Here is a 26,898-nt window from a genome sequence, read left to right as displayed (position 1 = left end):
GCCTGACTGGACACCGGAATGAGCGCCGCCGAGTGCGGGAACGCCGCCCTCATGGCGTTCCCCCGCCGCTCGCGTCGGCGACAAAAATGCTGCCGTACTGCGGCTCCGCACGGGCAGGGTCGCGCGCCGGAACGGCAGCGCGGCCGTCGCCTGATTGCACCTCGGACGGCGGCGCGGCGGTAGCTCGCGTGTCGGCCGGGCGCATGACGAATAGTGGTGCCTCGCGCCAGTCGGGCGGCGGTGCCGGTGGTTGCAACGGCGCATCCGATGGAGCCGCGCCGCCAAGGATCGGGGCGAGTGCGGCGACATAGGCGCGCGTCTCGGCGGGAAGCGGGCGGCCCGTCGCACGGTGCTCGTCATAGCGGCCGGGGCCGGCGTTATAAGCCGCGAGCATCGCGCCGACATTGCCGTAGAGGTCGAACATCTCGCGCAGATAGGCCGTGCCTGCAAGGATGTTGTCGCGCGGGACGTAGGGATCGCGGCCGAGGCCATGGCGGACGCGCAAGCCCGCCCATGTGTCGGGCATCACCTGCATCAATCCCATCGCCCCAGCCGACGATACGGCGCGCACGTCGCCCGCGCTCTCGGCGCGCAGCACGGCGCGAATCCAGTGCTCGGGGATGCCAAAACGCTGTGACGCCTCGGCGATGTGGATCGCATACGGATGGGCGGCGACCGGGCGCTCGACCGACGTGGATTGCGCGACAGCGACGCCCGATCCGATGCAGACGGAAATCGCCCCCGCCAGCAGCAGGACAGCATAATGCCATGCCGGCCTGCTTCCGGTTCGCCGCCAGCCTGCCAGCGTGCTCGCTGCGGTCAAGGGCAAGGCGCAAGCGCCGGCCGATGGCCGCCCCTGACCTTCGCTGCGCGCGCCGGCCGTCTGGCCGCCGAGCGGGACGAAGGGATGAGACGGCTTTTCCGCGAACAAAGGGATGACGATCTTGGACCGGATGGCGGGCCGTACGCGCGCGGCCGTCATTCCTCGTCCTCGACTTTCCGGGGGTGCTTCCAACGCAGCGTCCAGACCGAAGGATCGTCGTTGGACTGGAACAGCTTGGCGCGGATCGGGGACGGAAAGATCGGTCCCTCCAGCCTCATCGACACGAAGTCGCCGGCATTTTCGCTTGCGTCCTTCCATGCCGGGCCGGCGTCCGGCCCGTCCTCACTATCGAGGCGCAGGCGATAGTCGGGCGCGTTCTTCATATCGCTCGGCTTGGCCGGAACGATGAACAGCTTTTCGTGGAGGCCGAACGAATGAAGCTCCCCGGCATAGCCGGTTTCGGTGCGGGTGAAGGTGCCTATTTCTGCCATGGAAAATCTCCTGTGATTGGCTTTCGGGGATCGTTTCAGTGCGTCGGCGTGCGCCACTCGTAGCGGCCGACGCCTTCCTCATCGGTCCAGAGCGGGACCGCTCGACCGATGACGGAAGCTGCGGGGATGGGTCCGAAATAGCGGCCGTCGAGGCTGTCGCGGACTTCCCAGTTCATGAGGAAAAGCTGGTCGTCGCCGATGACGCGGCAGCCCTGCCAGACGGGCAGATCGCGGCCGAGGTTATCGCGCTCCAGCGCCTCGCCCATCTCGATCCCGTTCACCGTGATCGTGGATCGCAAGCGGCAAACCCGCTGCCCCGGCAGGCCGACGACGCGCTTCAACAGCGGGACGCCGCGCGCGATATAACCGCGCTCGACCATGAAGGCGGCGAGCGGTTCGGGCGGCATGACGGCGACCAGCTCGGGCACATCAAGCGCGTCGGCCGGCTCGACGGTGTAGAACCCGACCGGCGCGCTGGCGGTGGCGTTCCATATGAGTTTCGTCGGTGTCTCGACCGCGCTTGCGGCGGCGATGCCGATGACGGCGAGCGCCGTCACCGTGAGGGTGCGGCGGCGCGTCATGGGGCGATCCTTCGGCAGTGAAGCCAAGCGGCGTGTCGCTCGGGGGTGTAGGCGTGCGGCTCCAGATTGGCGGTTAAACGGTTGTGGACGTGCCGCCAGTGATCCGGCGAGGCATCGGCCGGATCGAGGCCGAGCGCATCCACGGCGTCGATAGCTACAAGCGCACGCTGCACCTTGGGCCAGCTATCGAGGCGCAACAGGATTTCGCCGCCGGGGCGCACGAACGGCAATGTCTGGAACGGCTCGCCCCGGCCGATGGCGCGCACGATGTCGATGCGGGAAACGACAGTGCCGTGCTCGCCCTTCGCCCATCGCACGAAGGCAAAGACGCTGCTCGGCGCGAAACCGACGACGCTGCGGCGACGGTCGATGATCTGCTCGTAGGTCTTGCGGCCGAAGCGTATCCAGTGCTCGACCTTGCGTTTCTCGAAGGTCAGCTCGACCAATGTGGTGAAGGGCGCAGGCCCGTCCGGCAGCGGACGGCCGTGCGCGCTGCGGTGGGCGCGACGGGTCATTGTTCGTCTCCGGGGATGTGCTGGGGGCTGCGCGAGCGCAGCGCGTCGAGCGCGGGCGTCATGGCTCGCCCCTTCGGGCAGAACCGGCACCACGCTTCGCCTGCGCGCGCGTCAAACAAAGAGAGTTAGATTCTCTGTTAGATAAGTTAGCGGTCGGATTCCGCTTTTCAGGCCAAAGCGTTAGCTGCGGTTCGTGCGCCTGATCTGCCGATAGTCGTGCGCCTGATGTGCCGATACCCCGTGCGCCTGATCTGCCGATGGCATTAACAGGGTTGTCAACAGTGCCTGTGGACAAGTTTTCGGGGCGGATGTGCAGCAACTCGCGGCCGTCTTCCCGCTCGATCTGGAGCAGGTAGCCGGGAAGCTGCTGGCGGGCCGCGATCCGGCGCAGGTCGAGCGCGAAGTCGGACGGCCGCGCGAGGCTGCCGGATTTCTGGTGAAGGTGCGCGACCTCGAAAACCCAGCCGTGGCGCTGGTGCCCGGCGTGCTTTCTGGCGACGCGGTAAAGCCATCGCTCGATGCCGCCAGTCAGCCGGAAATAGGCCGGGTCGATGGTCAGGACCAGCGAGCGGTCGATGACGCTGTTGTAGAACCATTCGGGCAGGACGAACTCCATGCCCTCGACGCGGCCGGCGCGCGTCGTCATTTCCTCCCACTCGTTGATCCATGAGAATTGCCGGCGACGCCAATGCGGGCGGTTGCGGATGGTGGTGGCGATGACGGTCGATTGCAGCCGCGCCAGCGCGGCTTTCAGAAGCCGGTATTGGTGATTGCCGGTCGGCCGCCCGATGGCGCGCAACAGATGGTAGGGGGTGAAGCGGACAAAGCGCGACGTGGTTAGGCCGTTGTTCTCGGCCGCGACGATCTGCGAGGCCGCCCATATCAGCACATCGGCGTCCCATATGGTCGCCATGCCATGCTCGGGCATCCCGAACACCTGCACCTCTATGTCGGCGGCCTTGTAGAGAATCGGCTTGGTGCGCGGGGTCTTCGCCAGCGAGAAGAACGGCCGTTCCATCAAATCGCGCTGGTCACGCGGCGGCGCGTCGCCCGTTGCGACCACGAAAGGGTCCAGGCGGCTGCGCTCGCTGTCCTCGGCCGGCTGCGCGGGGTCGTGATCGTCCTCGCGCAGCATCTAGCAGTCGCCCCGTTCTTCGGGCGTAAGCGGACGCGCGGGAAAGACGGTGCCGGCGGTCTTGTCGCGGGTGGATTTGCGCTCGCCCGCCGCGCTCCAGTCTTCCAGATCGCGGACGGTATAGAGGACGCGCCCGCCGACCTTGCGATAGGTCGGGCCGGTGCCATAGGTGCGATGCTTCTCAAGGGTGCGGATGGATATCCCGAGGAAGCGGGCGGCTTCCTTGGTGCGCAGCAGGCGCGGCGGCAGGCCCGCAAGCGGGTTGGGCATGGATCACCTCCAGTCGGGATTGGGCTGCCGGGGGCGGCAGCGGACTGTGGCGAACCATGGCGGGGGATCGGCGGCGCGTAGCGTGCCGCATTTGCGCCTATGCGCTAACGGCACCCCCCTTCGGGGCGGCGCGCGTCCAATATGATGAGGGATTTCAGCGGCTCAACGCCTGCCATGCCGAATAGGCAAAGACATTTGCGCACGGTTCGGCTAGGAATGTAGGCGGAGCAGACGCGCTGCTCTGGGGCGTCGAAACCCCTCACGAATGGCTGGTGCTGGCCAGAACGGCACCAACTCCTTGACCTATGGTCGGGGAGCCTGTGGCGTATACAACAGGCTTTCCGAGCTAAAGGCCATGGGGCCGTTTCGTGACGGTTTCGAACTCCCCGATCACCAAGAGTCAGAGAGAATCGTTTGCGGGGGCGCACCGCAGACAAAAATCTCTCGGATACGGGGAATGACTATGCGGGTTCCCGTCGAACTCGATCCCGATGTGGACGACATCGCGCCGACAGGCGACAGCATAACCGTCTATGACGAACGGCATTTCGTGACGTATCTGCGCCTTCTCGATGCGAAGGCCGAAGATGCGGACTGGAAGGAGGTCGCGCGGATCGTGCTGCACCGCGATCCCGTCGCCGAGGAACTTCGGTCGCGCCGATGCTGGCAAAGTCATCTGGAGCGCGCGCAATGGCTGTCGCGTGAAGGCTATCGGAAGATTCTGGAGCAGGCGGTAGCCAACAAGGTATGAAGATCGGAGACAATTTCAGCTTGTTTCTTGTCGCAGATTTCGGGATTGTTGCGACAACTACCCGCAAGTAGATTTACGCAAGCTATGGATGAATATAGGCAAGCTATGGATGAATATAGGGAAGTAAACTGCGTGGCGATGCCAGTGCCGGCGGGTTTATCGGAAGAGGTGAAGGGATATTCGTGGGCGCGGAATAATGTCGGTGAGTCCGGGGGAGTGGTATATCGGCTCTACGGCAAGGCAGGTGCACCCGATCTCTTCCTGAAGCATGGTCGCGATACCGTTGCCAATGATCTCGTGGATGAGATGGTTAGACTGCGTTGGATGGCCAACCACATCGCGGTTCCCACCGTCACGCATTTCGTCAGCACTACCGACGAAGCCTGGCTCCTTATGACGGCCTTGGCAGGTGAAACCGCATATCAGGCTCTGGAAGCGCGTCCAGAGGAGAGAACGACCATTGTTGATGCGCTGGCGGACTTCCTTCGGACGCTACATGCAATTCCGATCAGCGAATGTCCATTTACCAGCGATCATAGCTATCGACTCGGACTGGCGCGCAAACGGATCGACGCCGGCTTGGTCGAAGAAGACGATTTCGATGAGGAACGCGAAGGCTGGACAGCAGAACAGGTTTGGCAGGAAATGCATCGACACCTGCCTTTCATGGCCGATCAGGTTGTCACACATGGGGACTTCTCGCTCGATAACCTTCTTATGGTGGATGGTGTGGTAATCGGCTGTATCGACGCAGGCCGTGTCGGTATTGCCGACCGCTACCAAGATTTGGCGATACTCTGGAACTGTCTCGGAGAGTTCGATGAGGCGTTACAGGACAGGTTTTTCGCCCGGTACGGCGTTCCTAAGCCAGATCCAAGCAAGCTGCTATTCCACCTGATGTTGGACGAGCTTTTTTGATATTAGACGACAGCTACCACGGCAAATGAAACACAGGCTGGCAGTGGCAGAACCACCAAACTCCGTCATTCTCGAAATTGCATCCCTTGCGAGATAGGGGGCGAGAAGCGTAAGTGCTATTTTTAACGGCCCCTATCGATCTGACCGGCAAATACCATCACCGTCACGCAATTTCTAAAATTCTCTAACAGATCGGCCGGTCTCGGAGAAGCAAGGGGTTTCCGTGTTGCATGTCATTGTCGTAAGTGGCACAAATTTGCGACACGATTTTCGACAGATAGGGCTCGCAGACGATTAACGCTTGCAGGGTTTGATCGGGTAATGAAGCAACAGGCGATAGCCGCCGCGCATCATCTTGATGCCATGCGCAACTAGGCGGCGGGCCTTGTTCTTGCGCGGGTCGTTCTCAAAATCCTCCTTCCTGCCGCGAAAGCCGAGCAGGACTTTGGCGATGGTGCGGTAGCTTTCGCCGCGGAACCGTGCGTCGAGCGCACGCAGGGACAGGATGTGCCATTGCCGGAGCTGGGCGGGGATCGCCCGGAAGTCGGGACCGGGCGCGCGGCCATTGAGGGACCGCCAGAATCGACGGACAGCGTGAGCGCGCAGCTCCAGAAAGGCGTCCATCGGTAGCGTGACGGCGTAAAATGCGGCGGTGTCCGGCACGGCCACGGGTAGCCAGAATTGATGCGCAACGCCGTCCGCCTGCCAGATGCCGTGCCAGCCATCGGCAGCGCGGCGCATATCGAGGCCGTCGAGATGCGCCAACGTCAGTACCGGTTCGGTGTCGTCGTCCTTGTGATTGACTGGCGACAACATCACGGCTTGCGGTTGAAGGCGCGGACTCCAGATCGGCGATTGCCGATCATGCGGCGCGTCGGGATCGCACGGGAAATCGCAAACCCCAGCGATGCGCGAACTCTTCGAGGTCGCGGGCAGCCGCCCCTGCGGTCAATGCGATGGTCCGGCAGTCCCGACGATATTCGTCGTTGCGGCGCAGGTATTCCCAAGCGAAACCAGCGGCAGGGATGTGCTTTGTGTGCCCGTATGCCGCCGGTGATCGCCAATCGATGTTGAGCATGGCGTCACCTCCCCGAGCCGGGATGCTGGGCAGCGCCCGGCAAGAAGAGGTTCAATCATCACTGGAAATATAGAAGCCGCTCAAAGCAGATACCTTGAGCGGCTAACCCGATCATTTTTGGTATTTTTGGCGACAGCCCGGCGACTCCGCGACGCCTGCCCGTATGAGGACGGACAGGCAGTCATGTTTTCACCTGTTGGAAAACACATGGACCTCGCCGTGCGCGGTCTCGATAGTGAACAGGTCGCCGCCCATCTCGGCGTCGCGCGCCATCCTCTCCCAATCGACATAGTAGCGCAGCGCTTCGGGGATCGTGACGCTCTCGGTGGTCAATTCCTCCATGTAGTCGGCGAGGCTGGCGAACTGACCATGATAGCAATCCTCCAACGTGGATTCGGCTTGGTCCATGTCGCCGCTGAACTGCTCCAGCAGGCCCGCGCCAAGTGCGCCATGCTCTGCGATGAAACTGGCCATCCGCGCCACGATGTCGATGCCGGCATATTCCGAGATGCTGACGCCCTCGAAGCCCTCGTAATCGTGAATGGCGTATTCCTCCGCGTCCTCGACAGGGGAACGGGCAAGCATCGCGGCAATCGCGCCCCTAATCTGGTCCGCGTCCTGATCCGCGTCGATCCAAGCGCCATGCAGATAGCCGTTGTTGTAGGCGGCAAGGCAAGCGACATAGATGCGGGGGGTACTGTCGGATACGTTGGTCATGTCTCTGATCCTCGGGTCTGAAGGTCAGCGAAGCGGAACGCCGCGCCTGACCTTCTGGCCGTCGCCGAGACTGGGGTAGCAACGAGCAAGGGCGGCCGGGGTGGAGGGGGATCACCCGGTCTGCACAAGCGAAGCGCGGAAGGCCGGGGATACCGCCCCGGACGGTTCCACTTACCTTGCTGGCGCGAGGGCAACGCCCTTAGTGACTATCTTGAAGTAGACGAGGCAAGCAGCCAGTTCGGCCAGAGCAAAGTCGAGATCGAGCGCGTTAACTGGATCAGGATGTAGCAACGCGCAGGACTGGAGACACTGGCATCCGGACCGCCGTTCCTTGTGGAATGATCTCTCTTGCGGATGTGTATCCATTGGGTACACTTCCCACATGACCAAAAAAGATGTCGGGTTGCGCATCAGGTTGGACCGGGATCTGCGGGACGAATTCGTCGCGGCGTGCCAAGTCCATGATCGCCCAGCGGCACAAGTGCTTCGAGAGTTCATGCGCGAGTACGTCCGCGAATGCATAGCGTCTTCCGCCGCCAGAGCTTCGCAGCGAGAAACGAGAGGGAAAGAAGAATGACATCGGCGAGCCTGTCCAGAGAAGGGCAAGACTTTAGCTCGACGGATGCGAGGGAGCTGGCATGAGCAATGTCAACGTCAGGCGGTTGGTCGAGAATATCCGTTCTGGCACCAATGTTTACACGCCGCTGGTGGAGTTAGTGGTAAACGCCATTCAGGCAATCGACCAAAAGGGCGTCAAGAATGGCCTGATCCAGATCGAAATCCTTCGAAGCGGACAGGCAGACATCATTGACCGTCTTGAGGATATCGACGGGTTTATCGTCAAGGACAACGGGGTCGGCTTTACAAAGAGCAACCGGGATTCATTTGATACCCTCTATACTGAACAGAAGATCGCCGATGGCGGTAAGGGGTTCGGCCGTTTCACCTGCCTCAAGTATTTCAACCATGTGAAGGTGACGAGCACCTTCGCCGTTGGCGATGCGTTTCACCATCGATCCTTCAGGATGGGCCTCGACAAGGATATCATCGTTGACGAGCAAACGTCCGCTTCAGAAAAGCGGGAGACCGGTACTGCCGTTGAGATTTCCGGCATTAAGTCGGTCAGATTCCCGGACAAGCGCCTTGAGACCGTCAGTCGTGTGATCGTCGAACGGCTGCTGCCGTATTTCGTGGATAAAGAGCGGGTGTGTCCGCGTATCGTGATCAGGGAGGCGAAGGAGCCGGCTGGCGGCGTCTCGCTCAACGATTATTTGGGTAAGGGGGACAGCCAGATCGTCGAGATGAGTGTCGAGCACGGCACCTTCACGCTCACGAGCAACGAAGAGGCCAAAGAGTTCCAGGTCCGCGTTTTCAAACTCTATGCTCCGAGGTCGGCCAAGAGCAAAGTCAGCCTAGTCGCGCACCGGCGCGAAGTGACTGACAACCCGCTTCAAACCTATATCCCTGAGTTTGCCGAAGAGTTCTATGACACCGGTCCCGAACAAGACCTGTCCAAAGGGCGCAACTTTGTCGTCAAGTCCTATGTCTTTAGCGACTACCTGAATGACAACGTATCTCTCGAAAGAGGCGAGTTCCGCTTTCAGACCGATAACGATCTGCTCAACGGCATTTCCCAAAGCGAGATAGAGCAGAGGGCCGCAGAAATCGCTCAGTCGGCAGTCGGTTCGGAAATTACCGAGCGGAAGAGGCGCAAGCAGGCGCGTATCGCCGACTATGTTTCGGCCGATGCACCCTGGCATCGGACGCTCGCGAATGAGGTCGATTTCGACGCCTTACCCATGCGGCCGTCCAATCAGGATATCGAGCTTCATCTTCAAAAAAAGAAATACGAAAAGGAAATCCGGACGCGGTCACAGGTCGCCGCACTGCTGAAATCGGAAAACTTCGATGAGCTAGGTGAAAAGATTAATCAGCTCATGGATAGCATTTCCGACACCAGCAAGAATGATCTCATCCACTACGTTTCCATGAGAAAGTGTGTTCTCGACCTATTCTCCAAGTCTCTGGAAATCGATGCCGGTGGAAAACACAAATCGGAAGGCGACGTGCATGACATCATCATGCGGCGCAAGAAGGACTCAGAAGACCTCGACTACGATGCGCATAATCTTTGGATGCTGGATGAACGACTGAATTTCTCGTCCTACGTTTCTTCCGACAAGCCGCTAAACAGAGCCAATGGCGACAGAACAGATATCACCATCTACAATCGGCGCGTGGCTTTTCGGGGGCAGAACGAGGCCAGCAATCCCATCACGATTTTCGAGTTCAAGAAGCCGCAGCGCGACAATTTTGCTGACCCTTCATCAAAGGAAGATCCGATTCAGCAGATCGTTCGCTATGTGAACCAAATTCGAGAGGGAAAGTTCAAGACTCCTACAGGACGAGACATTGTCGTCAACGGTACGACGCCATTCTACGGATACGTAGTTTGCGACCTCACCGCCAAGGTCAGAAAATGGCTTGAGTTCGAAAAAGATTTCACACCTATGCCTGACGGGCTTGGATGGTTTCGATGGTTCGGCAACAACAGTCTTTATATGGAGGTTTTAAGCTGGACTAAGCTTCTTCGGGACGCAGAGATGAGAAACAAGATATTCTTCAATAAGCTTGGAATAGACTGAACAAATTCGTACAAAAATTCGAAGGGGGGCTTATGGGAACGGCGAGCGACAGGGAAATCAAGGGCGCGTGGGTAATTCACCATGGTCGCAAGCTCGTTCTGGATGTGAACGGACCAGCGGAGTTTCCCGCTATCAACGAAGCAGCGAAAGCCGCTACCCTCCTTACGAAACTTGGCCAGACAAACCAAGCTACTGTCACCAAGGTTGAAGCCCGCGCCATCGCTGTGGCCTCGGGCCTCGATCCCCGCTTGGAGCTGAACGGGCTTCTCCAAGTTCTTGAGCGTAAGCGCTTGATCGATCAGTCCAAGGAGGACATCTCTATTCTGGGCGTCACGACGCGCGGTTCGCTTGGGCACGCCACTGACATCTACAACGAGGCTGAGCCGAGCACCTACGAAGAAGCGTCAATCACCTTGGCGGAAGTCGCTTCGGAAGCGCCCATCCGGCGCGCCGATGTCTCTCAACGGATTGGCGATACGCACAAGCTCACGAATGCCCAGGTCGACGATTTTCTCGATCGCGCTGAGGGCATTGGGTTCGTCGATAAGGAGGGCGATGGCAACGACCGGTTGCTGTTCAACGGCAACCTTTTCCGCCGGTCGTCCGTCGCAAAAACCCAAAAGGTACTGACCTCGCTCGACGATGCCGAACAGCGTCTAATTAGCGAAATCTCCGAACAACTGTCGAAGAGCGGATGCTTGAGCGTACAGCACGTTGAGCACGTTCTGTCGAAGCCGCTCTTTGAAAAGCTGGTTGCGGCAGCCGTCTATGATCTCAACGAGGTCACGAACGAGCAGGGCAGCCATGTATACGTCACTGCACCAGCCGCCTTTCATAAGTTTGTCGATCCGATGGTGGATGATTGCTTCGACATGGCTAAATCGCTTGTGGCAGCGCTCACCTACGGCATGATTTCTCGACCATCCTCCCAAGGCAGGATCACGCAGCTTCCTGCACTTGTGAGCAAGCTGATATCCGGCCGTGAGGTTGGACCGACAACTTCTATCGGGCAAGACTATCGGGTTCTTGAGGTCAACGGCGTCGTTAAGCTCCGGCGAGACGCGAGTTATTCTAATCGCTACTATCTGCGGCTACTTAAGAGGGAGGTAGGCGAGCTTGCGTTGCAGGTACTCACGCAGGGTAATGCCTATGCCCAATCTCTAGCCGATCTGCCGAGCGCGCCCATGGCAGGATACGTCGGTCCCGAGGAAAGCCGAACATCAATTCGTAAGAACCAATCCCCGTTGAGCAAGCGAGCGACGCGGGACGTGCTTGAGGCCGTTCGCGGCGGGCGGGTGCTGTGATGAACGATAAAGTACAAACACCCAAAGGGGCCGTCTTGGAGGAGGTTCTGCGCGCCTACTTCTTGCGTGCTGGGTTCTTCGTCATTCGCGGGGTTCCGTTTCGTTTTGCGGATGAAGACCTCACTGACGTTGACCTTTGGTTATACGAGCGTCCAACCGGCACATCTCGCCGGGTGCAGATTTGCGACATCAAATACAAGCAACGTCCAAAGGCAGTTGAGCGCATTTTCTGGACAAGCGGACTGGCCGATGCGCTCGACGTTGATGGTGCATATGTTGCAACGACCGATAAGCGTAAAAATCTACGGTCCGTGGCAGAGAAGCTGGACCTTCAACTAATCGATGGCACAGACATTCAACGCATTCAGAACAGTCAGGCTGTTCTCTATCCGGAGCGAATGGGTGATGAGCAACTGATCGCCGAATTGCAGGCCGTGGATAAGAGCTTCCGAAACAAGAACCTTCAGGAGGCACGGTTTGATATACTGTCGTCTCTATCGGAGGGGTTTGGCGCTCCGTCCGCAGTCAGAGCTTTGGAAGGCTTCTCTCGGTTGGCCGCGGCCGCCGTTGCTTATCATCCGGATTCACAGGCTGCTCGCTCGGCTGGCCGCTTGGCCTACCTTGCTGGGGCCATCGCTTGCCAGAGCCTCGATTACGTAAGCGTCGGTGCGGCATTTCGGACAATAGACGAGAGGCGGGACTTGATCCTGAGGGCTGTGCGGCTGGGTGCATTGGGCAATGACGATGGGCAGCAGACGCTTCGCTTGGCTATGGCACTGGTCGAAAAATACGCGCCCGGTGGCAGGGGAACCGCTATGGCGGTAGAAGCCGGTTTAAAGCGGGATCTGGATCAAATCCCAGCCGAAATCGTCGCGGATCAAGCGGTACGGCTCCTCAAATCGGACCAGCTTTTCGTGACCGGGCGCGAGCTTGAAATGGCGAGCTACCACATCGCGCTGCCGACGTTTGATGGTCTCAGCGTCCAAACAAAATCGATGCTCGGAGCACTTCTCGACTATGCAAATGTCGATCGTCAACGATTCGCGAATGCATGGAAATCAACCTCTGGCGCAACTATCGCATCTGCCCAGGCGATGACTGAACAGGTCGAGAAGGATGCCTTGGAGCAACCCAACCTCTTCGGAAACGACGTGCGTCCACCGGGGACCTGAGACCAAGCCCAGGACGTTGATATAATAGTTGAACGACGGGGTCGGGGACACATGGGTAATCCACAAAATTTCAGCATCGACGTTCCTCGCAGATGCCAGATACTTCTTGAACAGCTTTGGCCTTTAGTCTCGAACAAATCCGATGGACGGATTCTTCCGTTGAACGCATCATTCCTCTTGGCGCTCTCAACGCCAATGGTGAATTTGCCCATCGAGAGGATATGGAAGCCGCAAAAGGGCAGAGCGGTCGGCCATCTCAATGATGCCGTTCTCGACGCCACATTAGCAAGAGCGGTAAAGGCGGATATCGGTGAGAGCGCTGTCGCCAAGGCACCATTCTATAACGTAGGCGCGTGGCGATATCATTATTTGCCAAAGGACGCGGCACTACCAGATCTTTCCAAGCAAGGTCTGCCGATGGACATTCAACAAGCTCTTGCCGCAGACCTCGCGCTAACCGCCGCCGGCGCGTTAGCCACGGAAACATTCTGCAGCATTCTGCGTAACGGGTTGGCGCACGGAGGCGTCCTATACCTCGATAGCCAAGGCCAAACGACGGAAGGGGCGCCAGTTACGAGGTTCTGCTTTGTTAGTACAAAGCAGAAAGATCGTGCCGTCGTGGGCCTCCATTTTCTTCAGATCACGATGAAAGATTATCGCGCTTTCCTCGGAAATTGGGTCGACTGGCTTCATGGAGCTGCTGCCAAGCCTATTCCGGCGAAGGCAAAATAATGGTGGCGTACTATTTGGCGAGGTTCGCGATTTTTCTAATATCTATTGAATAAATTCAGATCATGATGCGATAAAAGGAATCAATCAGCAGTATAGCTGAAGAAGGGGGAATTATGGCCGACGACGCGCCAGCACCGCGTGACATTCATCTGCTGACAATCGACGCCCTGCTCGCCGATCTGGTCGGTGGGCGTGCCGTGGCTCTCGGCGGTGGCGATGAACTCGCGATGGCTTCGGATGACGCGCGGGCGGTCCTCGACTGGTATCGGCAAAATCATGGCAGATGGCAGGCAAATCTGTCGGCCGGAGATACCGAGGCGATCATAGACATGATCGGCACGCCTCCGCCGACGATCGAAGCATCGGCCGAGGACGGTGGTAGCCGCGCCATCAAGACTTTGCGTCTGGTGAAGGTCGAGGCGCACCGCTTCGCGGGGTTACACGCCTATGGCCGACCAAGCGCCCCGCCGGCATCTTTCGTATTTGAACCGGGAAAGCCCGTGACGCTGCTGGAAGGCGTGAACGGTTCGGGCAAGACCTCGATCGCCAATGCGATTGTCTGGTGCCTGACCAGCCACCTGATCCGGTCGCAGCGGCCGCCAGAAGAGGGGCCGCTGGATTTTGCATGTGAGATTTTGCGTGACGATGGCGCGACCACGACGCACCCTATGTCGGCGATCACCCCGTTGCCGCCCAAATCGGCCGAGCTTCCCGCGGATGGCCAGCCGATCCCCGCAGATAGCTGGGTCGAACTGACATTTTTGGATTCGACTGGCACCCCATTGCCACCGCTACGTCGTTCACAAATCCGCACGACTCGCGGCAAGATTAACGAAACGCCTCCTGATCTGGGCGCTACGGGCATCGATCCTATCGCATGGCGGATCGCTACGATCATGCCCGCATTGCTGCCGTTCCTTTCGGTCGGTTCGACATCTCAGCTGGGCGAAGCGGTGGCACGACTGACTGGTCTGGCTGACCTCGTGGACCTCGCGCGGCACGCCGAAAAGATGGCCGGTCGTCTTGCCAAGACCGCGACGCCCGAGCTTGAAAAGCAGAGAGTGGAGATCGCGGGCCGCTATCAGCAAGCGGCCGACGACCTCGCCGCAATCCTCACCGAAACACCGAGTATCGCATTTGAAGGAGACCGGCCGACGGTAGATGCCGAAGGCGCACAAGAACGAATCGCTGAAATCGCGAAGCATTTCGTCGAACTCAAAGCCAAGGCATTGAGCGAAGCGCAAGAGGTGCTCGGTACAGGGTTTGACGCGGAGAACAAGCAGGCCCGCGACGATCTTGAAGCCAGCATTCGCCCGGCAATCGAAGGGCTAAAGGTCATCGGCGAATTGCCGTCGATTACCCGCCTTTCCGCGCTGAAGGTGGACGCTGCCGAGACCGCCAAAGTCGTTGAATTGCTGGCGCAGGTGGAGGCTGAAGCCGCGACGCTGTCGACGTTGGCTGCCGATCCCGATCGGGCGCGTCGTGCCCAACTCTATGCCAAGGTATCGGCGTGGATGCACGATCATGACCATATCGACGACGGCACTTGCCCCGTTTGCGTCGGTCAACTTCACGGCGCGTGCGATCCGGTGACAGGGGTGCCCGTAACCGATCATCTCGTCGAGGCAGCACGCGACCGGGAGGTGATTGCGCGGACGATCGCCGAATGGTCGGCGCATTGGTGCGGGCGCCTCCTTCAGGAACTGCCGCCGGCGATAAGTGGCGAAGTGCGCCATGACCTGCCCACCTCTCCTGCCGCGCTGCTTCGGGCTGGTTTGGCTGACGATCTTTTTGCAACGGAACCGTTCCGCGGCACCTTGGGGACGTTACGCACTGATGCCGTTGCGTTGATCGACGCACGGCTTGCCGCACTTCCAGAATTTCAGGAACCGGCTGGTCGATCGCTGCCCGCCGCTTTGCAGGCAGGCTCTGCCCGGCTGCAACAGATGATCGATCGCATCGTGCGTGCATTGGCTTTCGCTGAATGGCGGGAGCAGAACGGGATGGCGCTGACAGCCTTTGTGCACACGGTGCGACGCGGCGGCGATGGGGATGCAGACGCAGATCGGGCGATCGGCAGGCGCTTGACCTCGCTTCTTCGGATCGTGGAAGGCGTCGCCCCGCTCAATTCAGCGAGCGAACAGGTGCGCCGAATGGAAGCCGCGCGCAAAGACTGTGACGCCAAAAAAGACCGTATCGCGGCTTGCGCGCGGGCGGTCACGGCGCTCAACCTTCTCGTTCCGCTCGGCGGTTTGGCGCAGACGCAGGTCGACACGCTGCGCCGCAAACTCCACAATCGGTCTGAATACTGGCGCCGCGCGATCTATCGCAATGCCACGACCTTTGCGCCCGACCTCATCGGTACGGACATGAATGCGCGAGGTGTGCTGGACCTCAAGGTCGGCCGCGAGGGCGTCACCGCGCCAGCGCAGCACATTTCCAACGCCTCCGCTCTGCGCGGTGCACTGTTCGGCTTCTTTCTCGCTTTCCGGGAGCATGTGCTTGCAACGCGTGGCGGGCTTTCGCTGCTCATTCTCGACGATCCGCAGGAATTGCTCGATCACGACAACCGTCAGAGACTGGCGCATGGGCTTGCCGCAGTTGCCGAGGCAGGCGCCCAACTGCTCATCACCACCCACGATCGCCGTTTCGCCCGTTCAGTCGTTGCGGAGAATCGTATGGCCGATCGTGTCCAGCATCTCTCTGTTCACGCTGTCAACAGCGTCCATCCGACCCTGAGCTTGTCGCCGACCATCGAGGAGGTCGACCGGCTCCGGCAGGCATTCATCAACAATCCGGATTCAGCGGTCGCGGCACAGGATTATGCATCTAACCTGCGCGTCTTTATCGAAGCACGTCTAGGCGATCTGTTCGATGATTTGGCGGAGCCGGCCCACGCGACATCGACGCAGGCGCTCACCCTCTTCCCTCTGCTTGATCGACTGCGCGCGCTGATAACCAATGGCGGCGGCGAGTTGTTCTCCAATCCGGTCCTGCGGCGTTTCGTCGGTGACCCTGGGCTAGTCGATGGGGCGGATCCACGACGCGTCCTCAACAAGGCCCATCACAGCGAACGGGCATCCATCACGTATGTCGATGTGAAAGACGTCGAACCGGCATTCGTTCGACTGCGGACCGGGATCGAGAAGGTGCACGAGCAGTTCCGATTGCATCGTTGGCGTGAACCGCTGGCGCCGACCGATGCCTCGGAGACCAACGTCGTGTCTCTGCCAACGATGGCGCGACCTACATTTTCGGTGCCGATCTGCCCCGACATTGCAGCCTTCTCCCGCTCGGTACCGGCCGGCGGCTCCCAGGACATGGCCACCGAACAACTCAACGGCGAATGGTTCGACGGAAAGGCTTTGTTCTACGTTCGAGGCGAGACACTGGGCTTCGCAGTTCCATCCGGCGCGGTCGCAATCGTCGAGGCGGAAGCCTATCCCGGCCGCGACCGAAACCTCGTGATTGCTCGGCATCAGGGTAACGTGCTGGCGCGGCGGCTGCTCAAGGCACCCGGCTCACTTGGTATTTCACTCGCGACGCAAACGCCTGATCCCCGAATCCCGCGCCCGACGATGACCTATGACGAGAGTAAGGTTCGACTGTTTCGCATCGTTGGCGCGATTTTCACCGATATGGCTCCGCCATCCGGTGGTGGCGAAGCGACGGCAATCGACATGGTGCAGGAACTCGGTCGGATCGAGGTCGCTTACCGGATCCGCGAAGACAGCGCCGTGCCCCTTGCATTACCCGGCCAGATCATTCTGGGCGGTGCGGAACTGACCCCAAGCGAACTCGACGCATGGGAAGGGAAACTCGCCGCCGTTACGCTCGACGACGGGACAAGCATCTTTAAGCGCGTTGGCGCAAGCCTTTCTGGCAGCCTCGCTCACCTCCGCCAGTTCGAGACGATCGGCGGCCTTGGGTCGTCGATGGTGGTTGCCACCGAGGTATTGGACGGTGCCGCCAGCGCGCCGGCGATGGTTTCTGCGCGCCGGGTTTTGGGCGTGCTCTATGACCAGACTTGAAAGCTGATATCTTCTGGTACTTCCTTTGATTTTCAATGCCTTATGTCAAGAGTGAAAGCGTCTGAATACCCGCGCAATGTCCGGGGTGCATTTAGAGAGCTATAGCGTAGACATAGTTCTCATCATCACCCGGCGGGGCGCGCCATTCTCCCCTAATCGTTGATTGCTGGTTCTTCGAAACGGGCAGAGAATCTCCCGTGCTGCGGCGGATGGCGAGAATGTCAGCGGGAAATTCACCAGCGAACGATAATCCCTTTCTCGCAAGCTAGTCTCTACGGTGAAGGTGACATCGGCCAAGGTGCCTAGGTCAAGCACCTGCTCCATAGTTTTATCGGGGCGGAGCCGCAGACTTCCTGAGCGAACAGGACCAATCGACTAGCTGTGTGCGAACATGCTCGGGACGAAAGCCAAGTCCGATGAGGCGGCCGGTCAGCCGGGGCAACAGTGGCGACCGGGCAATCAGGCGCATGAAGAGAGGAGGCTTCGGACTTCGTGCGCTGTCTGCCTCACCCGCACGCTTTCGGCTGCGCATCATCAGTTGTAGTTTTTGGGTCGCTCTGGTTGGAAAGGCGCGTCGGCGCTGCACGGCCTCCAGCAAGCGCGTTTTCATTCGTCCTTCGCGCAAGGCTTCAGCCAGTAGGTTGGCCGTCGCTATAGCGTCCTGAATAGCGAGGTTCACACCAACGCCGCCAATCAGCGACATGGCGTGTGCGGCATCCCCGATAAACAACAGGCCGGGTTTCCACCACGTCTTCAGGCGGTCGATCCGAACGCTCAGCAGATGCACGTCATCCCAAGAGCGGATCTCCTTGAAGCGGTCCGCAGGCAAAGGTGCGACCTCAGCGATCCTTGCGCGAAGCGCACCAATTCCGCCGTCCTTCAGCGCGTCGACGGTCCCCTTGGTGATGACGTAGCCGCACTGCCAGTAGTCGCCTCGGTCGATCAGAACCAGCCCCTGTCGCGGGCCGGCATGGCTCATCGCTTGCTGGGGATCGCCGGCCTTTTTCGAGACCTTCATCCATAGAATATCTGTGGCCGTGCCAAAGCTCTGAAACTCAAGTCCCGCAGCCTTGCGGGTGGCGGAATTGCGTCCGTCGGCACCGATTACGAGATCGGCATCAAGAACCAGATTGCGGTCGCTCTGGCGAGCATTCACGCCGACAACTCGACCTGCTTCCCAACGGAGCGACGTTATCTCGGTCGACATCAGCAAGCGGAAGCGCGGAAATCCCGCTGCCTTCCGTGCCAGAAAATTCAGGAAATCCCATTGGGGCATGAACGCGATGAACTTGGCGCGCGTCGGCAGTTTGGAGAAGTCTGCGATCGTGACCTTGCGTCCTTCGATCTCAGCGTGGAGCTGATAGGCTTTCTGATGGGGAAGCGTGAGAAGTTCGTCGAGATAGCCAAGCTCGTGCATTGCTTCGAGTGTCGAAGGATGGATGGTATCTCCACGAAAATCGCGCAGGAAGTCCTGGTGCTTCTCGATGACCGTTACGTCGACCCCGGATCGGGCCAGAAGGAGTCCGAGCATCAGGCCGGCCGGTCCCGCCCCCACGACGACGCAGCTCTGGCTCCTTTCCAGATTGGAATAAAGGTATCTCAACTCCATACCTCCTGTCGTTTCGAGGCTAGTGGAGGGGCTTATCCGCATGATCTGTCGCCGTGCTGCAGCAATAGGGCGCGTCGTCCCCATCGCTCTCGCCTTCGGCGACCCGCTTGATCACCTTTTCAAGGTCTTCCAGTTGAGCGATCTTCTCCTCGACGGAAGCGAGCTGCTGTTTTGCGATACGGAGTGCCTCGGGCGAACGCGAGGCCGAGACGTCGGCTAGATGAAGCAGATCCCTGATCGCATCGATGTCAAACCCGAGATCCCGCGCCCGGCGAATGAACAGTAATCGTTTGACCGCATCATGATCGTAGCGTCTCTGATTGCCCTTGTTTCGCAAGCCCTCGGGCAAGAGACCGATCTGCTCGTAATAGCGGATCGTTGGAATCTTGACCCCCGTGATCTGGGAGAGTTTGCCGATGCCCAGGTCCATGGCTGTTGTCCTTTCTGAAGGGTGGTGCCAGTTCATGAATGGGTTTTCCGAGCGCGATGTTCGCCGTTGCTACGATTGGTTCCGGCCGGGCAAAGCCGCCCGTCAAGTTTGACGGACGGCTTCTTCGACGGGAGGGATCAGTAGCTCTCGGCTGGTATCAGGGGGCGTGAAGACGTGCCGTCGTCACGTTCGTCGTCGTTCGACTTCGCCCCCTTGAAGCGCAAGAGCCGGAGCGCATTCAGCGTCACGATCGCGGTGGCGCCGGTATCGGCGAGGACTGCGATCCAGAGGCCGGTGATCCCTAGGACGCTGGTAACGAGAAACAGGCCCTTCAGCGCCAAAGCGAAGACGACGTTCTGATGGATGTTGGCCATTGTCGCACGGGACAGCGCCACAAGATGGGCAACATCCGTCACTCGGCTCTTCAGCAGGGCGGCGTCCGCCGTCTCGATTGCCACGTCGGTTCCGCCGCCCATGGCGATCCCGACATCGGCGGTTGCGAGCGCAGGGGCATCGTTGATTCCATCACCGACCATAGCCACCTTGGTCGTTCGTTTCATCTCGTTCACGAGATCGAGCTTGTCCTGCGGCAGAAGCTCGGCGCTCCATTCGATACCAAGACCCTTGGCGATCGCCTGAGCGGTGCGCCGATTGTCGCCGGTCAGCATCACGGAACGAACGCCCATCGCTTTGAGCCGGGCAATCCCCTCGGGCGCGTCTCGCCGCGGTTCGTCGCGCAAGGCGATCAGGCCGATTGCTTCCCGCGTCCCCTCATCAAAGAGGACGGCAACGGTGTTGCCGCGATCTTCGAGCCCTTCGATTGCGCTCTGCTCGTGCTTACCGATCACTACCACGTTCGCGGCATGGCTCGGGGAGCCGACGGCAAGGCGGCGCCCGACGACCGTGGCATGGACTGCCTTCCCGGCCGTCGCAGAGGCGTCCTGCGCCGGAGGGACCGCTATGCCGGAAGCCTCTGCTCGGTTGATGATCGCCTTGGCAAGCGGATGGCTGGAACCCGTCTCGACCGCTGCCGCCAATGCGATGACGTCCTTCTCCTCGTTCTTGCCGAAGGCCACCGTTTCGGTGACGCGCGGCTTGCCCTCAGTAAGCGTCCCTGTCTTGTCGAAGGCGATAGCATTCACCTTGCCGATGGTTTCGAGGGCGTTGCCGCCCTTGATCAGCAGGCCGCGGCGGGTGCCGACGGCAAGGCCCGAGGCGATCGCCGCAGGCGTCGAGAGAACGAGCGCGCAGGGACATGCGATCAGCAAGAGCGCGAGGCCGCGATAGATCCAGGTGTCCCAATCGCCGCCCATCGCCAGTGGCGGCACGATGACGATCAGCGCAGCGATCAGCATCACGGCCGGGGTATAGTAGCGGCTGAAATTCTCGATGAAACGTGCGGTAGGAGCCTTGGCGGACTGAGCCTGCTCGACGAGCTGGATGATGCGCGAGATCGTGTTGTCGGCAGCGGCCTTTTCGACGCGAACCTTGAGAACGCCATCGACATTGATGGACCCAGCATAAATGCTCTCGCCCTTGGCTTTGGCGCGCGGGACCGATTCTCCGGTGATGGGCGATTCGTCGAGGCTGGAAGTGCCTTGGACGATCTGTCCGTCGGCCGGCACTCGGTCGCCGGGCCGCACAAGAACAAGGTCGTTCACGCGCAAGGAAGTCGCCGGGACGCTGCGCTGAGCGCCGCTGGGATCAAGCAGAATTGCGGTCTTTGGCACCAGCGACGCAAGGGCCTTTATGCCAGCGCGAGCGCGTCCGGCTGCAACGCTTTCAAGCAACTCGCCGACCGCGAACAGGAACACCACCGCAGCCGCCTCTTCGGCCTCGCCGATCACCAAGGCGCCGATCGCGGCCACGCTCATCAGTGTCTCAATCGAGAATGGCGACCCTGACGTCGCGAGAGCAAACGCCTTGCGGGCGAACGGCAGGACGCCTGCGACGACGGCGAGTGCAAAGATCCACTCTGCATAGAGGGGGATAAACTGGGCGATGAGGTAGGCCGAGCCCATCAGCAGACCGAGGCCGATGACGTGCTTGCCCTTGCGAGTCTGCCACCAGCGTTGATTGCGCATGGCTGGCGCGGGCGCAACGTCCACGGCGACGTCGGACGAAGACGAAAGTTCGCGTGTGTTGGATACCCCGAAGCCGAGGCTCTTGATGGTCCTTTCGATGTCGGCAACCTTGGTGCCCGAGCCGGGAACCAAGTTGAGTTCAAGCATTTCGGTCGTGAAGTTCACGCGAATGTCGGAAACATCGGGCATTCTTGCAAGTGCGACTTCGATCTTGCCGACGCAACTCGCGCAATCCATGCCCTCGACCCGCATCGAGACATTGGGCGGAGATGTCGGATCTGTGCGCGAGACCGGCGTTTGCGCGAGCTGACCATGATCGTGGCCACCGCAGTCGCTGTGATCATGATGATGCGCATGGTGGTGATCGTGCCCATGATCATGCTCACCGGAGCAGCCGCTGTGGTCATGCCCGCTGTGCGCTTCGGAATGCCGGGCGGGCGTCGATGGAATGACGGCGGGCGGTAGCTCGGTCACATCGAAGCCGAGCGCGCGGATCTTCCTGGCGATGTCGTTCGACGTCGTTGTGCTGGCCGTATCGCGGGAAAGCTGCAGCGTCTCGGTGGCAAAATTGACGGTAACGTCAGTGATGCCTCCCAGACGGTTCAGTGCAGTCTCGATCTTGCCGACGCAACTTGCGCAATCCATGCCCTCGACGCGAAAGCCCAAGCGCTCACCGCCGCTAGGTGCTGAAAGTCCCGTTGTCATTCCGATCTCCTTTCTCACCACGCGGTGGGCGCGTGCGCAGGCCCCGCATGGCCACGAAAGGAGTCAATACCACGATTGAACAACTATTCAAGCGTATGTTGATAGTATCGGCTTTCGCGGTTTCAGATCACTCCTCGGCGTGATCCTCGGAGATGTGCGTCGCCATGTCGTGGAGAACCTGACGGACATGCTCGTCGGCGATCTCGTAAAAGATCTGCTTGGCCTGGCGCTCGCCCTTGACGAGACGGGCACCGCGCAGCAGGCGCAGATGATGGCTGACCAGGGATAGGGACAGGTCGATTTTCTCCGCGATCTCGCCGACCGAAATCGGACCGGGCATGCAGCTCAGGAGGATTTTCAGCCGTGAAGGATCGCCGAGAAGCCGGAAGGTTTCCGCCAGGATCGTCACCTCGTTCTGCGAGAGCGAGGAATGGTCGAGGTGGCTGCGTGTCTCTGTTGCGCTCGGGGTTGCGGCCTCGGCCTGCTTTTCGACCCGTAGTTTCGGTTTACCGGCAGTCATCAGCGATTTTCACCTGTGTCTTGAGGCGGTTCACGCCCGTTTGATGGCAACGTGTCGGCCACGTCGATTTGTCTCGTCCAATCTACCGGAAGGCTGCGCGATCTCAATGCGCAACAGGCCCGATACTTCCCGATCAGCGAGTCGGAGCGATCGTAGCCGGCACCACGTCAGTCTTCATCTGCTGATGTCGTCCTGCGCTTCGGAAATTTCGACCCCGGAGCAAGAACAGCCTTGACTTTACAAGCGCTGGAAGCCGCACGCTGACGGCAATCCACTCTTCCGGGAGGCCGTTTGACGGTCTGCCGGAAGCCAATCCACGTCTAAAGCAAGAAGGGCAAGGACATGCCAGAAGCCAACACGCCACACATCCTCATCTATACGACGCCGACCTGCCCGGACTGCCATGCACTCAAGCGTTGGCTGGCCCAGCAGGGTCTCGCCTATGAGGAGCGTGACCTGACCGACCCCAAGATCGCCGAGGAGGCAAAGGCACGCACGGGTGTCAGGGTCGCTCCTATTACAATCGTAGGGTCGGAAGTTTTCTACGGAACCTTCCCAAGCCAGAAGCCGGGACTCGTCAAGGCTCTAGGTTTGACCGGGAGTGCATGATGACGACCAGGTTCGTTGATATTCGGCAGGCACGGGTCAGTCTGGAGGTCCAGGAGGGACAAACCATCCTCGACGCAGCACTTGCCGCAGGCATACCTTATCCCCACGGCTGCCGTTCCGGCCGCTGCGGCTCGTGCAAGTCACGTCTGATCGAGGGCGAGGTGGAACTGCTCCAGCATTCTCGCTTCGCCCTCAGCGAGGAAGAGAAGGCCGACGGCCTGATCCTGGCATGCCGCGCGGTGCCGCAGACCGATGCGGCTGTCGCCTGGCTTGGCAGCGATGACGATGATGCGGTTGAGGCTCCTCGACGGGTGGAGGCCATCGTGTCCGGCCTCGATGACCTTACCCACGACATCAAACTGGTGCGAATCTCGCCTGTGGATGGCTCCCCGTTGCTCTTCACGGCCGGACAGTATGCCCAGGTCGGATTCGATGGTGTGCCCGCGCGCAGCTACTCCATGGCCAATCGTCACGGCGACGACAGCCTCGAATTTCACATTCGCAAGGTTCCGGGCGGCGTCACCTCGCAGCACGTCCATGAGGCACTGAAGGCCGGTGACAAGCTGACGCTCGAATTTCCACTAGGCTCCTCCTATCTGCGCCAGCATCATTCCGGCCCGATCCTGTGCATCGCCGGCGGTTCCGGTCTGGCGCCGATCAAGTCGATCGTGGAAACAGCCCTTGCGCACGGCATGAAGCAGCCGATCCATGTCTACTTCGGCGCACGCGGCGCGCGTGATCTCTATCTCGTCGAGCATTTCGAGACCCTGGCGGACCGCCACAACAATCTCAGCTTTACGGCTGTCTTGTCCGATACACAGGTAGCCCCCCATCGGCACGGGTTCGTGACCGACGCGGTGGCCGAGGATCTCGCGGACTTCGACGGGTGGAAAGCCTATGTCGCAGGCCCGCCCCCGATGGTTGATGCGGCGATGGCAATGGCATTTGCGCGCGGGCTGCGACCCGAGGACATGCACGCCGACGTTTTCTTCACGCCCGAAGGGCAGGAAGGCTAGTCGCCTCGTTCAATGAAATCAGGCGAGAGCCTGCGCTGCGAGGAATCGCGGCGCAGGCTTTTTTCATTCATTTCAGGCGGATATGCTGAGCTCGGTCATCATGCCGGTCTGGAGATGCGGCATATGATGGCAGTGCAGCATCCAGCGCGCCGCCTCTCCGGCGTCGAGCGCGACGGTCACCATGGCCATCGGAGGAACATAAACGGTGTCGCGCCGTGCCCCATCGAAGCGCTTGCCGTTGATGTCCACGACCTGGAAGACATGGCCGTGCAGATGCATCGGATGCCCCATCATCGACATATTGTGAAACATGATCTCGACCCGCTCGCCCGTCTTTGCAAGGAGGGGCTTGTGATCTCCCCAGACCTTGCCGTCGATGGTCCAGACATAGGGCTGCATCGAGCCGCCCAGCATAACCATGTGGCTGCGCTGTGGCGCACGCGAGGGAAGGCCGTCCGAGGCGCGCAGCTTCAGCTCTTGCGACAGGTCGATGTCGAACGCAGGCGCATCCGCTTCGCCAAGCGCCGGGATCTTCTCAATGGTCGCGCCGGGCGTGGCGAGGATCAACCCCGTGCGCTCCTTCGACCCCTCGCGCGACGCAAGCACGGGCCACGCCCCTTCACCGGCAAGCTCCAGATCCAGATCGAGGCGTTGGCCCATGGCGATACCGAAACGACTGCCTTCGAGGCCCGCGATGGCATGGCCGTCGACTGCCACGAGTCTCGCAGACAGCCCACCCGTATCGATCCAGAAAACAGTGGCCGAGGCGCCGTTGATCACCCGCAGCTTTACCCGTCCGCCCTTCTCGACCATGATGATCTCCGGGTCGGACAAGGTGCGGTCGTTGGTCAGGTAGGCGTCCCAATTGTAGTCATTCAGATCCATGGCCATGCCCTGCATCGAGGACATATCCATCTGCATGCCTGAATGGTCCATCGAGGCGCCGGGGGCGGCGTGGCCTCCCATGGCGCTCATATCGTGGCCGCCGCCGTGCCCGCCGGTGATCTCCTGCATGACCTCTTCGGGCGCCTTGAACGAGAAGTCATGGAGAAACATCACGACTTCCTGGCGGTCGGCCGCCACGTCTTCGGCGCTGCGCACGATCAGCGGCGCGGCGAGCAGGTTCATCTCCTGGAGCGGGATGTGCGCGTGCATCCAGTATGTGCCGGGGAGCGGCTCGTAGTCATAGGAGCGCGTTTCGTCGGGTTGCAGCATCGGCTGTGGCAGATCCGGGACGCCATCCTGCTCGTTGGGCGGGATCTGGCCATGCCAATGGATGAGGGTCGGAACATCCAGGCGATTGGTAAGACTGGCGCGAAAGCGTTGGCCTGGATTGAGAACCAATCCCTGTCCACTCGGGCCTTCCAAGCCGAAGACTGTGGCGGCGCGTCCATTGACGTCCAGCACCCGTGTCGCGGCGCTGAGCGATATGGCGTTTTGCGCCATGGCAAAGCGCGGTAGAGCTGCTGTGGACAACGTGGCAGCGCTTGCGGCAAGAAAGCCGCGTCGTGAAATAAGTGTCATTTTCGGTCTCCTGGGAGAACTATGCTCCCTCTGAGTTCAGATCGGCGTGCGCTTATGCAGCCACTGGTTTTCAGCGAGACTGGGATTGGGAGGGCGTTCATTCCGTTCGGGGCTGAGACCGGCGAGGTTCGTCGTCTCCGGTAGTGCCCAACGCGCCGAGGTAGGCTGAATCGCATTTCCGGGCTGGTCAGACACGAACCAAGAGCCCATGCCAGAGCATACGAAGTAGCAGAAGCCATCGCTTCCGGAACAGATTCGATCTTCCTGACATGCCTCGGGAGAGGAGTATGCGGTGCGATGCGGCGCTTCGTGTTTTGAGGCGATCGTTTGGGAGACGGTGGCCATGCGGGCGCCGTGCGCCGGCACAGCCAACGCCACCGTGACGAAGGAGAAGATCATCAGCACTGCGATGAACAGACGACGCATCGGCGTCAAAACTCCTTGTCAGACAACATTCCGCGCATCCTTGGCTGGATGAATCTTATATGTCGCAACCGCCGCCGCGCATCATTGCTGACGCACCGCGGCGGTTCCTACATATCAAAATCACTGGCCGCGCGCGGCGAGCCATTCCCGCATCATAGCGATCTCACCTTCTTGGGCCGAGATCACCTCCTCGGCGAGTTTGCGGACCTCGGGGTCAGTGCCGTATTGCAGCACGATCCGCGCCATGTCGATCGCGCCCTGGTGGTGCGGGATCATGCCGCGCATGAAGTCGATGTCGGCGTCGCCGGTGAAGTCGACTGTCATGTCGGCGTGCATACGGTTATTGGCTTCGATGTAAGCCTGCGTGGATGGGTTGTCGGAGGCCGGCATCGAATGCCCCGGCATGTCGTGGCCTTGCATGGTGGTATCCGTGTTCAGTTGGCTTTGTGCGATGGCGAGGCCGGCGCTGATGGCGAGTGCGCCGCCAATGAAAATCGGGGTCAGCTTGTGCATGATCTTGCTCCTGTTCACTTCACGGTCGCCGGATAGCCAGCCTCTTCGAGAACCTGCCGAAGGGCTGCCGGGGTTGCGGTCGTCTCGACCTTGACCATCCGCTGGGCGGGGTTGGTATCGATCTTGGCGGTCGGATCGACCGACTGGATCGCCTTGGTGACGGACTTGGCGCAACCGCCGCAGGTCATGCCTTCGATCTTGAGTTCCATGAGCTTTCTCCTTTGGGTTCGGTTCTCATGGTCCTCAAGTTGGGGTTTCCAACGATGGTAAGGTCAAGAGGAAACGAAAAGGAATTTTTA

General features: G+C 60.3%; 26 protein-coding genes. 9 read left to right on the top strand and 17 right to left on the bottom strand.

The genetic code is table 11. The features are described 5' to 3' along the window. Positions 1-49 precede the first annotated feature (49 nt). The 6 genes from ACFOM8_RS08890 to ACFOM8_RS08865 are packed head-to-tail and all read right to left on the bottom strand — an operon-like array spanning position 50 to position 3,815. Positions 50-982: a lytic transglycosylase domain-containing protein gene (locus tag ACFOM8_RS08890; protein WP_050450562.1), complete on the bottom strand. Its 933-nt coding sequence runs from the start codon at positions 980-982 to the stop codon at positions 50-52. Further along, positions 979-1,314 (bottom strand): DUF736 domain-containing protein, encoded by a 336-nt coding sequence (locus tag ACFOM8_RS08885; RefSeq protein WP_029074268.1) that lies wholly within the window; start codon positions 1,312-1,314, stop codon positions 979-981. Before ACFOM8_RS08885 ends, ACFOM8_RS08890 begins: the two co-directional genes overlap by 4 nt. A 35-nt stretch (positions 1,315-1,349) precedes the next feature. Further along, the gene (locus ACFOM8_RS08880; RefSeq protein ID WP_089389392.1) at positions 1,350-1,895 is read right to left on the bottom strand and encodes a S26 family signal peptidase; all 546 of its coding nucleotides are present in this window, start codon (positions 1,893-1,895) and stop codon (positions 1,350-1,352) included. After that, on the bottom strand, positions 1,892-2,410 hold the full coding sequence (locus ACFOM8_RS08875) for a DUF2840 domain-containing protein (protein WP_029074270.1): 519 nt from the start codon (positions 2,408-2,410) through the stop codon (positions 1,892-1,894). Before ACFOM8_RS08875 ends, ACFOM8_RS08880 begins: the two co-directional genes overlap by 4 nt. A 58-nt stretch (positions 2,411-2,468) precedes the next feature. After that, positions 2,469-3,545, bottom strand: coding sequence for a replication initiator protein A (locus tag ACFOM8_RS08870; RefSeq protein ID WP_033450619.1), 1,077 nt, complete (start codon positions 3,543-3,545; stop codon positions 2,469-2,471). After that, entirely contained in the window at positions 3,546-3,815 is a 270-nt protein-coding gene (locus ACFOM8_RS08865; protein WP_018426335.1) for a helix-turn-helix transcriptional regulator, read from the bottom strand. A gap of 463 nt (positions 3,816-4,278) precedes the next feature. On the opposite strand from ACFOM8_RS08865, the gene ACFOM8_RS08860 reads away from it, so the two are divergent. Next, a complete protein-coding gene (locus tag ACFOM8_RS08860; RefSeq protein ID WP_029074272.1) occupies positions 4,279-4,566 on the top strand; it encodes a DNA -binding domain-containing protein in 288 nt (95 codons plus the stop codon). 105 nt (positions 4,567-4,671) lie between these two features. Then, entirely contained in the window at positions 4,672-5,484 is an 813-nt protein-coding gene (locus ACFOM8_RS08855) for an APH(3')-I family aminoglycoside O-phosphotransferase (protein WP_033450617.1), read from the top strand. Between the two features lie 294 nt (positions 5,485-5,778). On the opposite strand, the gene ACFOM8_RS08850 is transcribed toward ACFOM8_RS08855, so the two are convergent. The 3 genes from ACFOM8_RS08850 to ACFOM8_RS08840 form a co-directional block, all read right to left on the bottom strand. Continuing rightward, entirely contained in the window at positions 5,779-6,300 is a 522-nt protein-coding gene (locus ACFOM8_RS08850) for a DUF2285 domain-containing protein (protein ID WP_029074274.1), read from the bottom strand. Between the two features lie 46 nt (positions 6,301-6,346). Next, complete coding sequence (locus tag ACFOM8_RS08845) at positions 6,347-6,562, bottom strand: transcriptional regulator domain-containing protein (protein WP_080700689.1); 216 nt, start codon at positions 6,560-6,562, stop codon at positions 6,347-6,349. A gap of 189 nt (positions 6,563-6,751) precedes the next feature. Then, a complete protein-coding gene (locus ACFOM8_RS08840; protein ID WP_029074275.1) occupies positions 6,752-7,279 on the bottom strand; it encodes an antirestriction protein ArdA in 528 nt (175 codons plus the stop codon). A gap of 638 nt (positions 7,280-7,917) precedes the next feature. On the opposite strand from ACFOM8_RS08840, the gene ACFOM8_RS08835 reads away from it, so the two are divergent. The 5 genes from ACFOM8_RS08835 (at position 7,918) to ACFOM8_RS08815 (ending at position 17,163) form a co-directional block, all read left to right on the top strand. Next, positions 7,918-9,924 (top strand): ATP-binding protein, encoded by a 2,007-nt coding sequence (locus ACFOM8_RS08835; protein WP_029074276.1) that lies wholly within the window; start codon positions 7,918-7,920, stop codon positions 9,922-9,924. A gap of 32 nt (positions 9,925-9,956) precedes the next feature. Beyond that, entirely contained in the window at positions 9,957-11,228 is a 1,272-nt protein-coding gene (locus ACFOM8_RS08830) for a hypothetical protein (protein WP_029074277.1), read from the top strand. Positions 11,229-11,263: 35 nt separating this feature from the next. Beyond that, positions 11,264-12,400 carry a hypothetical protein gene (locus ACFOM8_RS08825; protein WP_377761029.1) on the top strand — a complete coding sequence of 379 codons (1,137 nt, stop codon included), beginning with the start codon at positions 11,264-11,266 and terminating at the stop codon, positions 12,398-12,400. A 51-nt stretch (positions 12,401-12,451) separates the two neighbouring features. Then, positions 12,452-13,132, top strand: coding sequence for a hypothetical protein (locus tag ACFOM8_RS08820; RefSeq protein WP_162759318.1), 681 nt, complete (start codon positions 12,452-12,454; stop codon positions 13,130-13,132). Positions 13,133-13,245: 113 nt separating this feature from the next. Next, entirely contained in the window at positions 13,246-17,163 is a 3,918-nt protein-coding gene (locus tag ACFOM8_RS08815) for an ATP-binding protein (protein WP_029074278.1), read from the top strand. A gap of 328 nt (positions 17,164-17,491) precedes the next feature. Here ACFOM8_RS08815 and ACFOM8_RS08810 read toward each other — a convergent pair whose 3' ends face one another. The 4 genes from ACFOM8_RS08810 to ACFOM8_RS08795 all read right to left on the bottom strand — a co-directional run bounded on the left by ACFOM8_RS08810 (position 17,492) and on the right by ACFOM8_RS08795 (position 22,511). Further along, on the bottom strand, positions 17,492-18,766 hold the full coding sequence (locus ACFOM8_RS08810; protein ID WP_240542510.1) for an FAD-dependent oxidoreductase: 1,275 nt from the start codon (positions 18,764-18,766) through the stop codon (positions 17,492-17,494). A gap of 25 nt (positions 18,767-18,791) precedes the next feature. Beyond that, positions 18,792-19,202, bottom strand: coding sequence for a MerR family transcriptional regulator (locus ACFOM8_RS08805; protein ID WP_080620529.1), 411 nt, complete (start codon positions 19,200-19,202; stop codon positions 18,792-18,794). A 137-nt stretch (positions 19,203-19,339) separates the two neighbouring features. Next, the gene (locus ACFOM8_RS08800; protein ID WP_080620528.1) at positions 19,340-21,991 is read right to left on the bottom strand and encodes a heavy metal translocating P-type ATPase; all 2,652 of its coding nucleotides are present in this window, start codon (positions 21,989-21,991) and stop codon (positions 19,340-19,342) included. A 127-nt stretch (positions 21,992-22,118) separates the two neighbouring features. Next, on the bottom strand, positions 22,119-22,511 hold the full coding sequence (locus ACFOM8_RS08795; RefSeq protein ID WP_080620527.1) for an ArsR/SmtB family transcription factor: 393 nt from the start codon (positions 22,509-22,511) through the stop codon (positions 22,119-22,121). A 342-nt stretch (positions 22,512-22,853) separates the two neighbouring features. On the opposite strand from ACFOM8_RS08795, the gene ACFOM8_RS08790 reads away from it, so the two are divergent. Both ACFOM8_RS08790 and ACFOM8_RS08785 read left to right on the top strand, forming a co-directional pair. Continuing rightward, positions 22,854-23,120, top strand: coding sequence for a glutaredoxin family protein (locus ACFOM8_RS08790; protein ID WP_080620526.1), 267 nt, complete (start codon positions 22,854-22,856; stop codon positions 23,118-23,120). After that, positions 23,120-24,136 (top strand): 2Fe-2S iron-sulfur cluster-binding protein, encoded by a 1,017-nt coding sequence (locus ACFOM8_RS08785; RefSeq protein ID WP_080622751.1) that lies wholly within the window; start codon positions 23,120-23,122, stop codon positions 24,134-24,136. The genes ACFOM8_RS08790 and ACFOM8_RS08785 overlap by 1 nt, the downstream gene beginning before the upstream one ends. Positions 24,137-24,208: 72 nt before the next feature. Here the strand turns inward: ACFOM8_RS08785 and ACFOM8_RS08780 are convergent, their stop codons facing one another. The 4 genes from ACFOM8_RS08780 to ACFOM8_RS08765 form a co-directional block, all read right to left on the bottom strand. Then, positions 24,209-25,660, bottom strand: a complete 1,452-nt coding sequence (locus tag ACFOM8_RS08780) for a multicopper oxidase family protein (protein WP_080620525.1) — start codon at positions 25,658-25,660, stop codon at positions 24,209-24,211. A 36-nt stretch (positions 25,661-25,696) separates the two neighbouring features. After that, positions 25,697-26,086: a hypothetical protein gene (locus tag ACFOM8_RS08775; protein WP_127898013.1), complete on the bottom strand. Its 390-nt coding sequence runs from the start codon at positions 26,084-26,086 to the stop codon at positions 25,697-25,699. Between the two features lie 120 nt (positions 26,087-26,206). Continuing rightward, positions 26,207-26,599, bottom strand: a complete 393-nt coding sequence (copM, locus tag ACFOM8_RS08770; protein ID WP_080620524.1) for a CopM family metallochaperone — start codon at positions 26,597-26,599, stop codon at positions 26,207-26,209. A 14-nt stretch (positions 26,600-26,613) separates the two neighbouring features. Then, entirely contained in the window at positions 26,614-26,808 is a 195-nt protein-coding gene (locus ACFOM8_RS08765) for a heavy-metal-associated domain-containing protein (RefSeq protein WP_080620523.1), read from the bottom strand. Between the last annotated feature and the right edge of the window lie 90 nt (positions 26,809-26,898).

Origin of the sequence: Paracoccus angustae, from assembly GCF_042648745.1 — a bacterium.
GTDB lineage: Bacteria > Pseudomonadota > Alphaproteobacteria > Rhodobacterales > Rhodobacteraceae > Paracoccus > Paracoccus angustae.
Note: the sequence above shows the minus strand (reverse complement) of the source record. Positions and strands in the feature narration are given on the sequence as shown.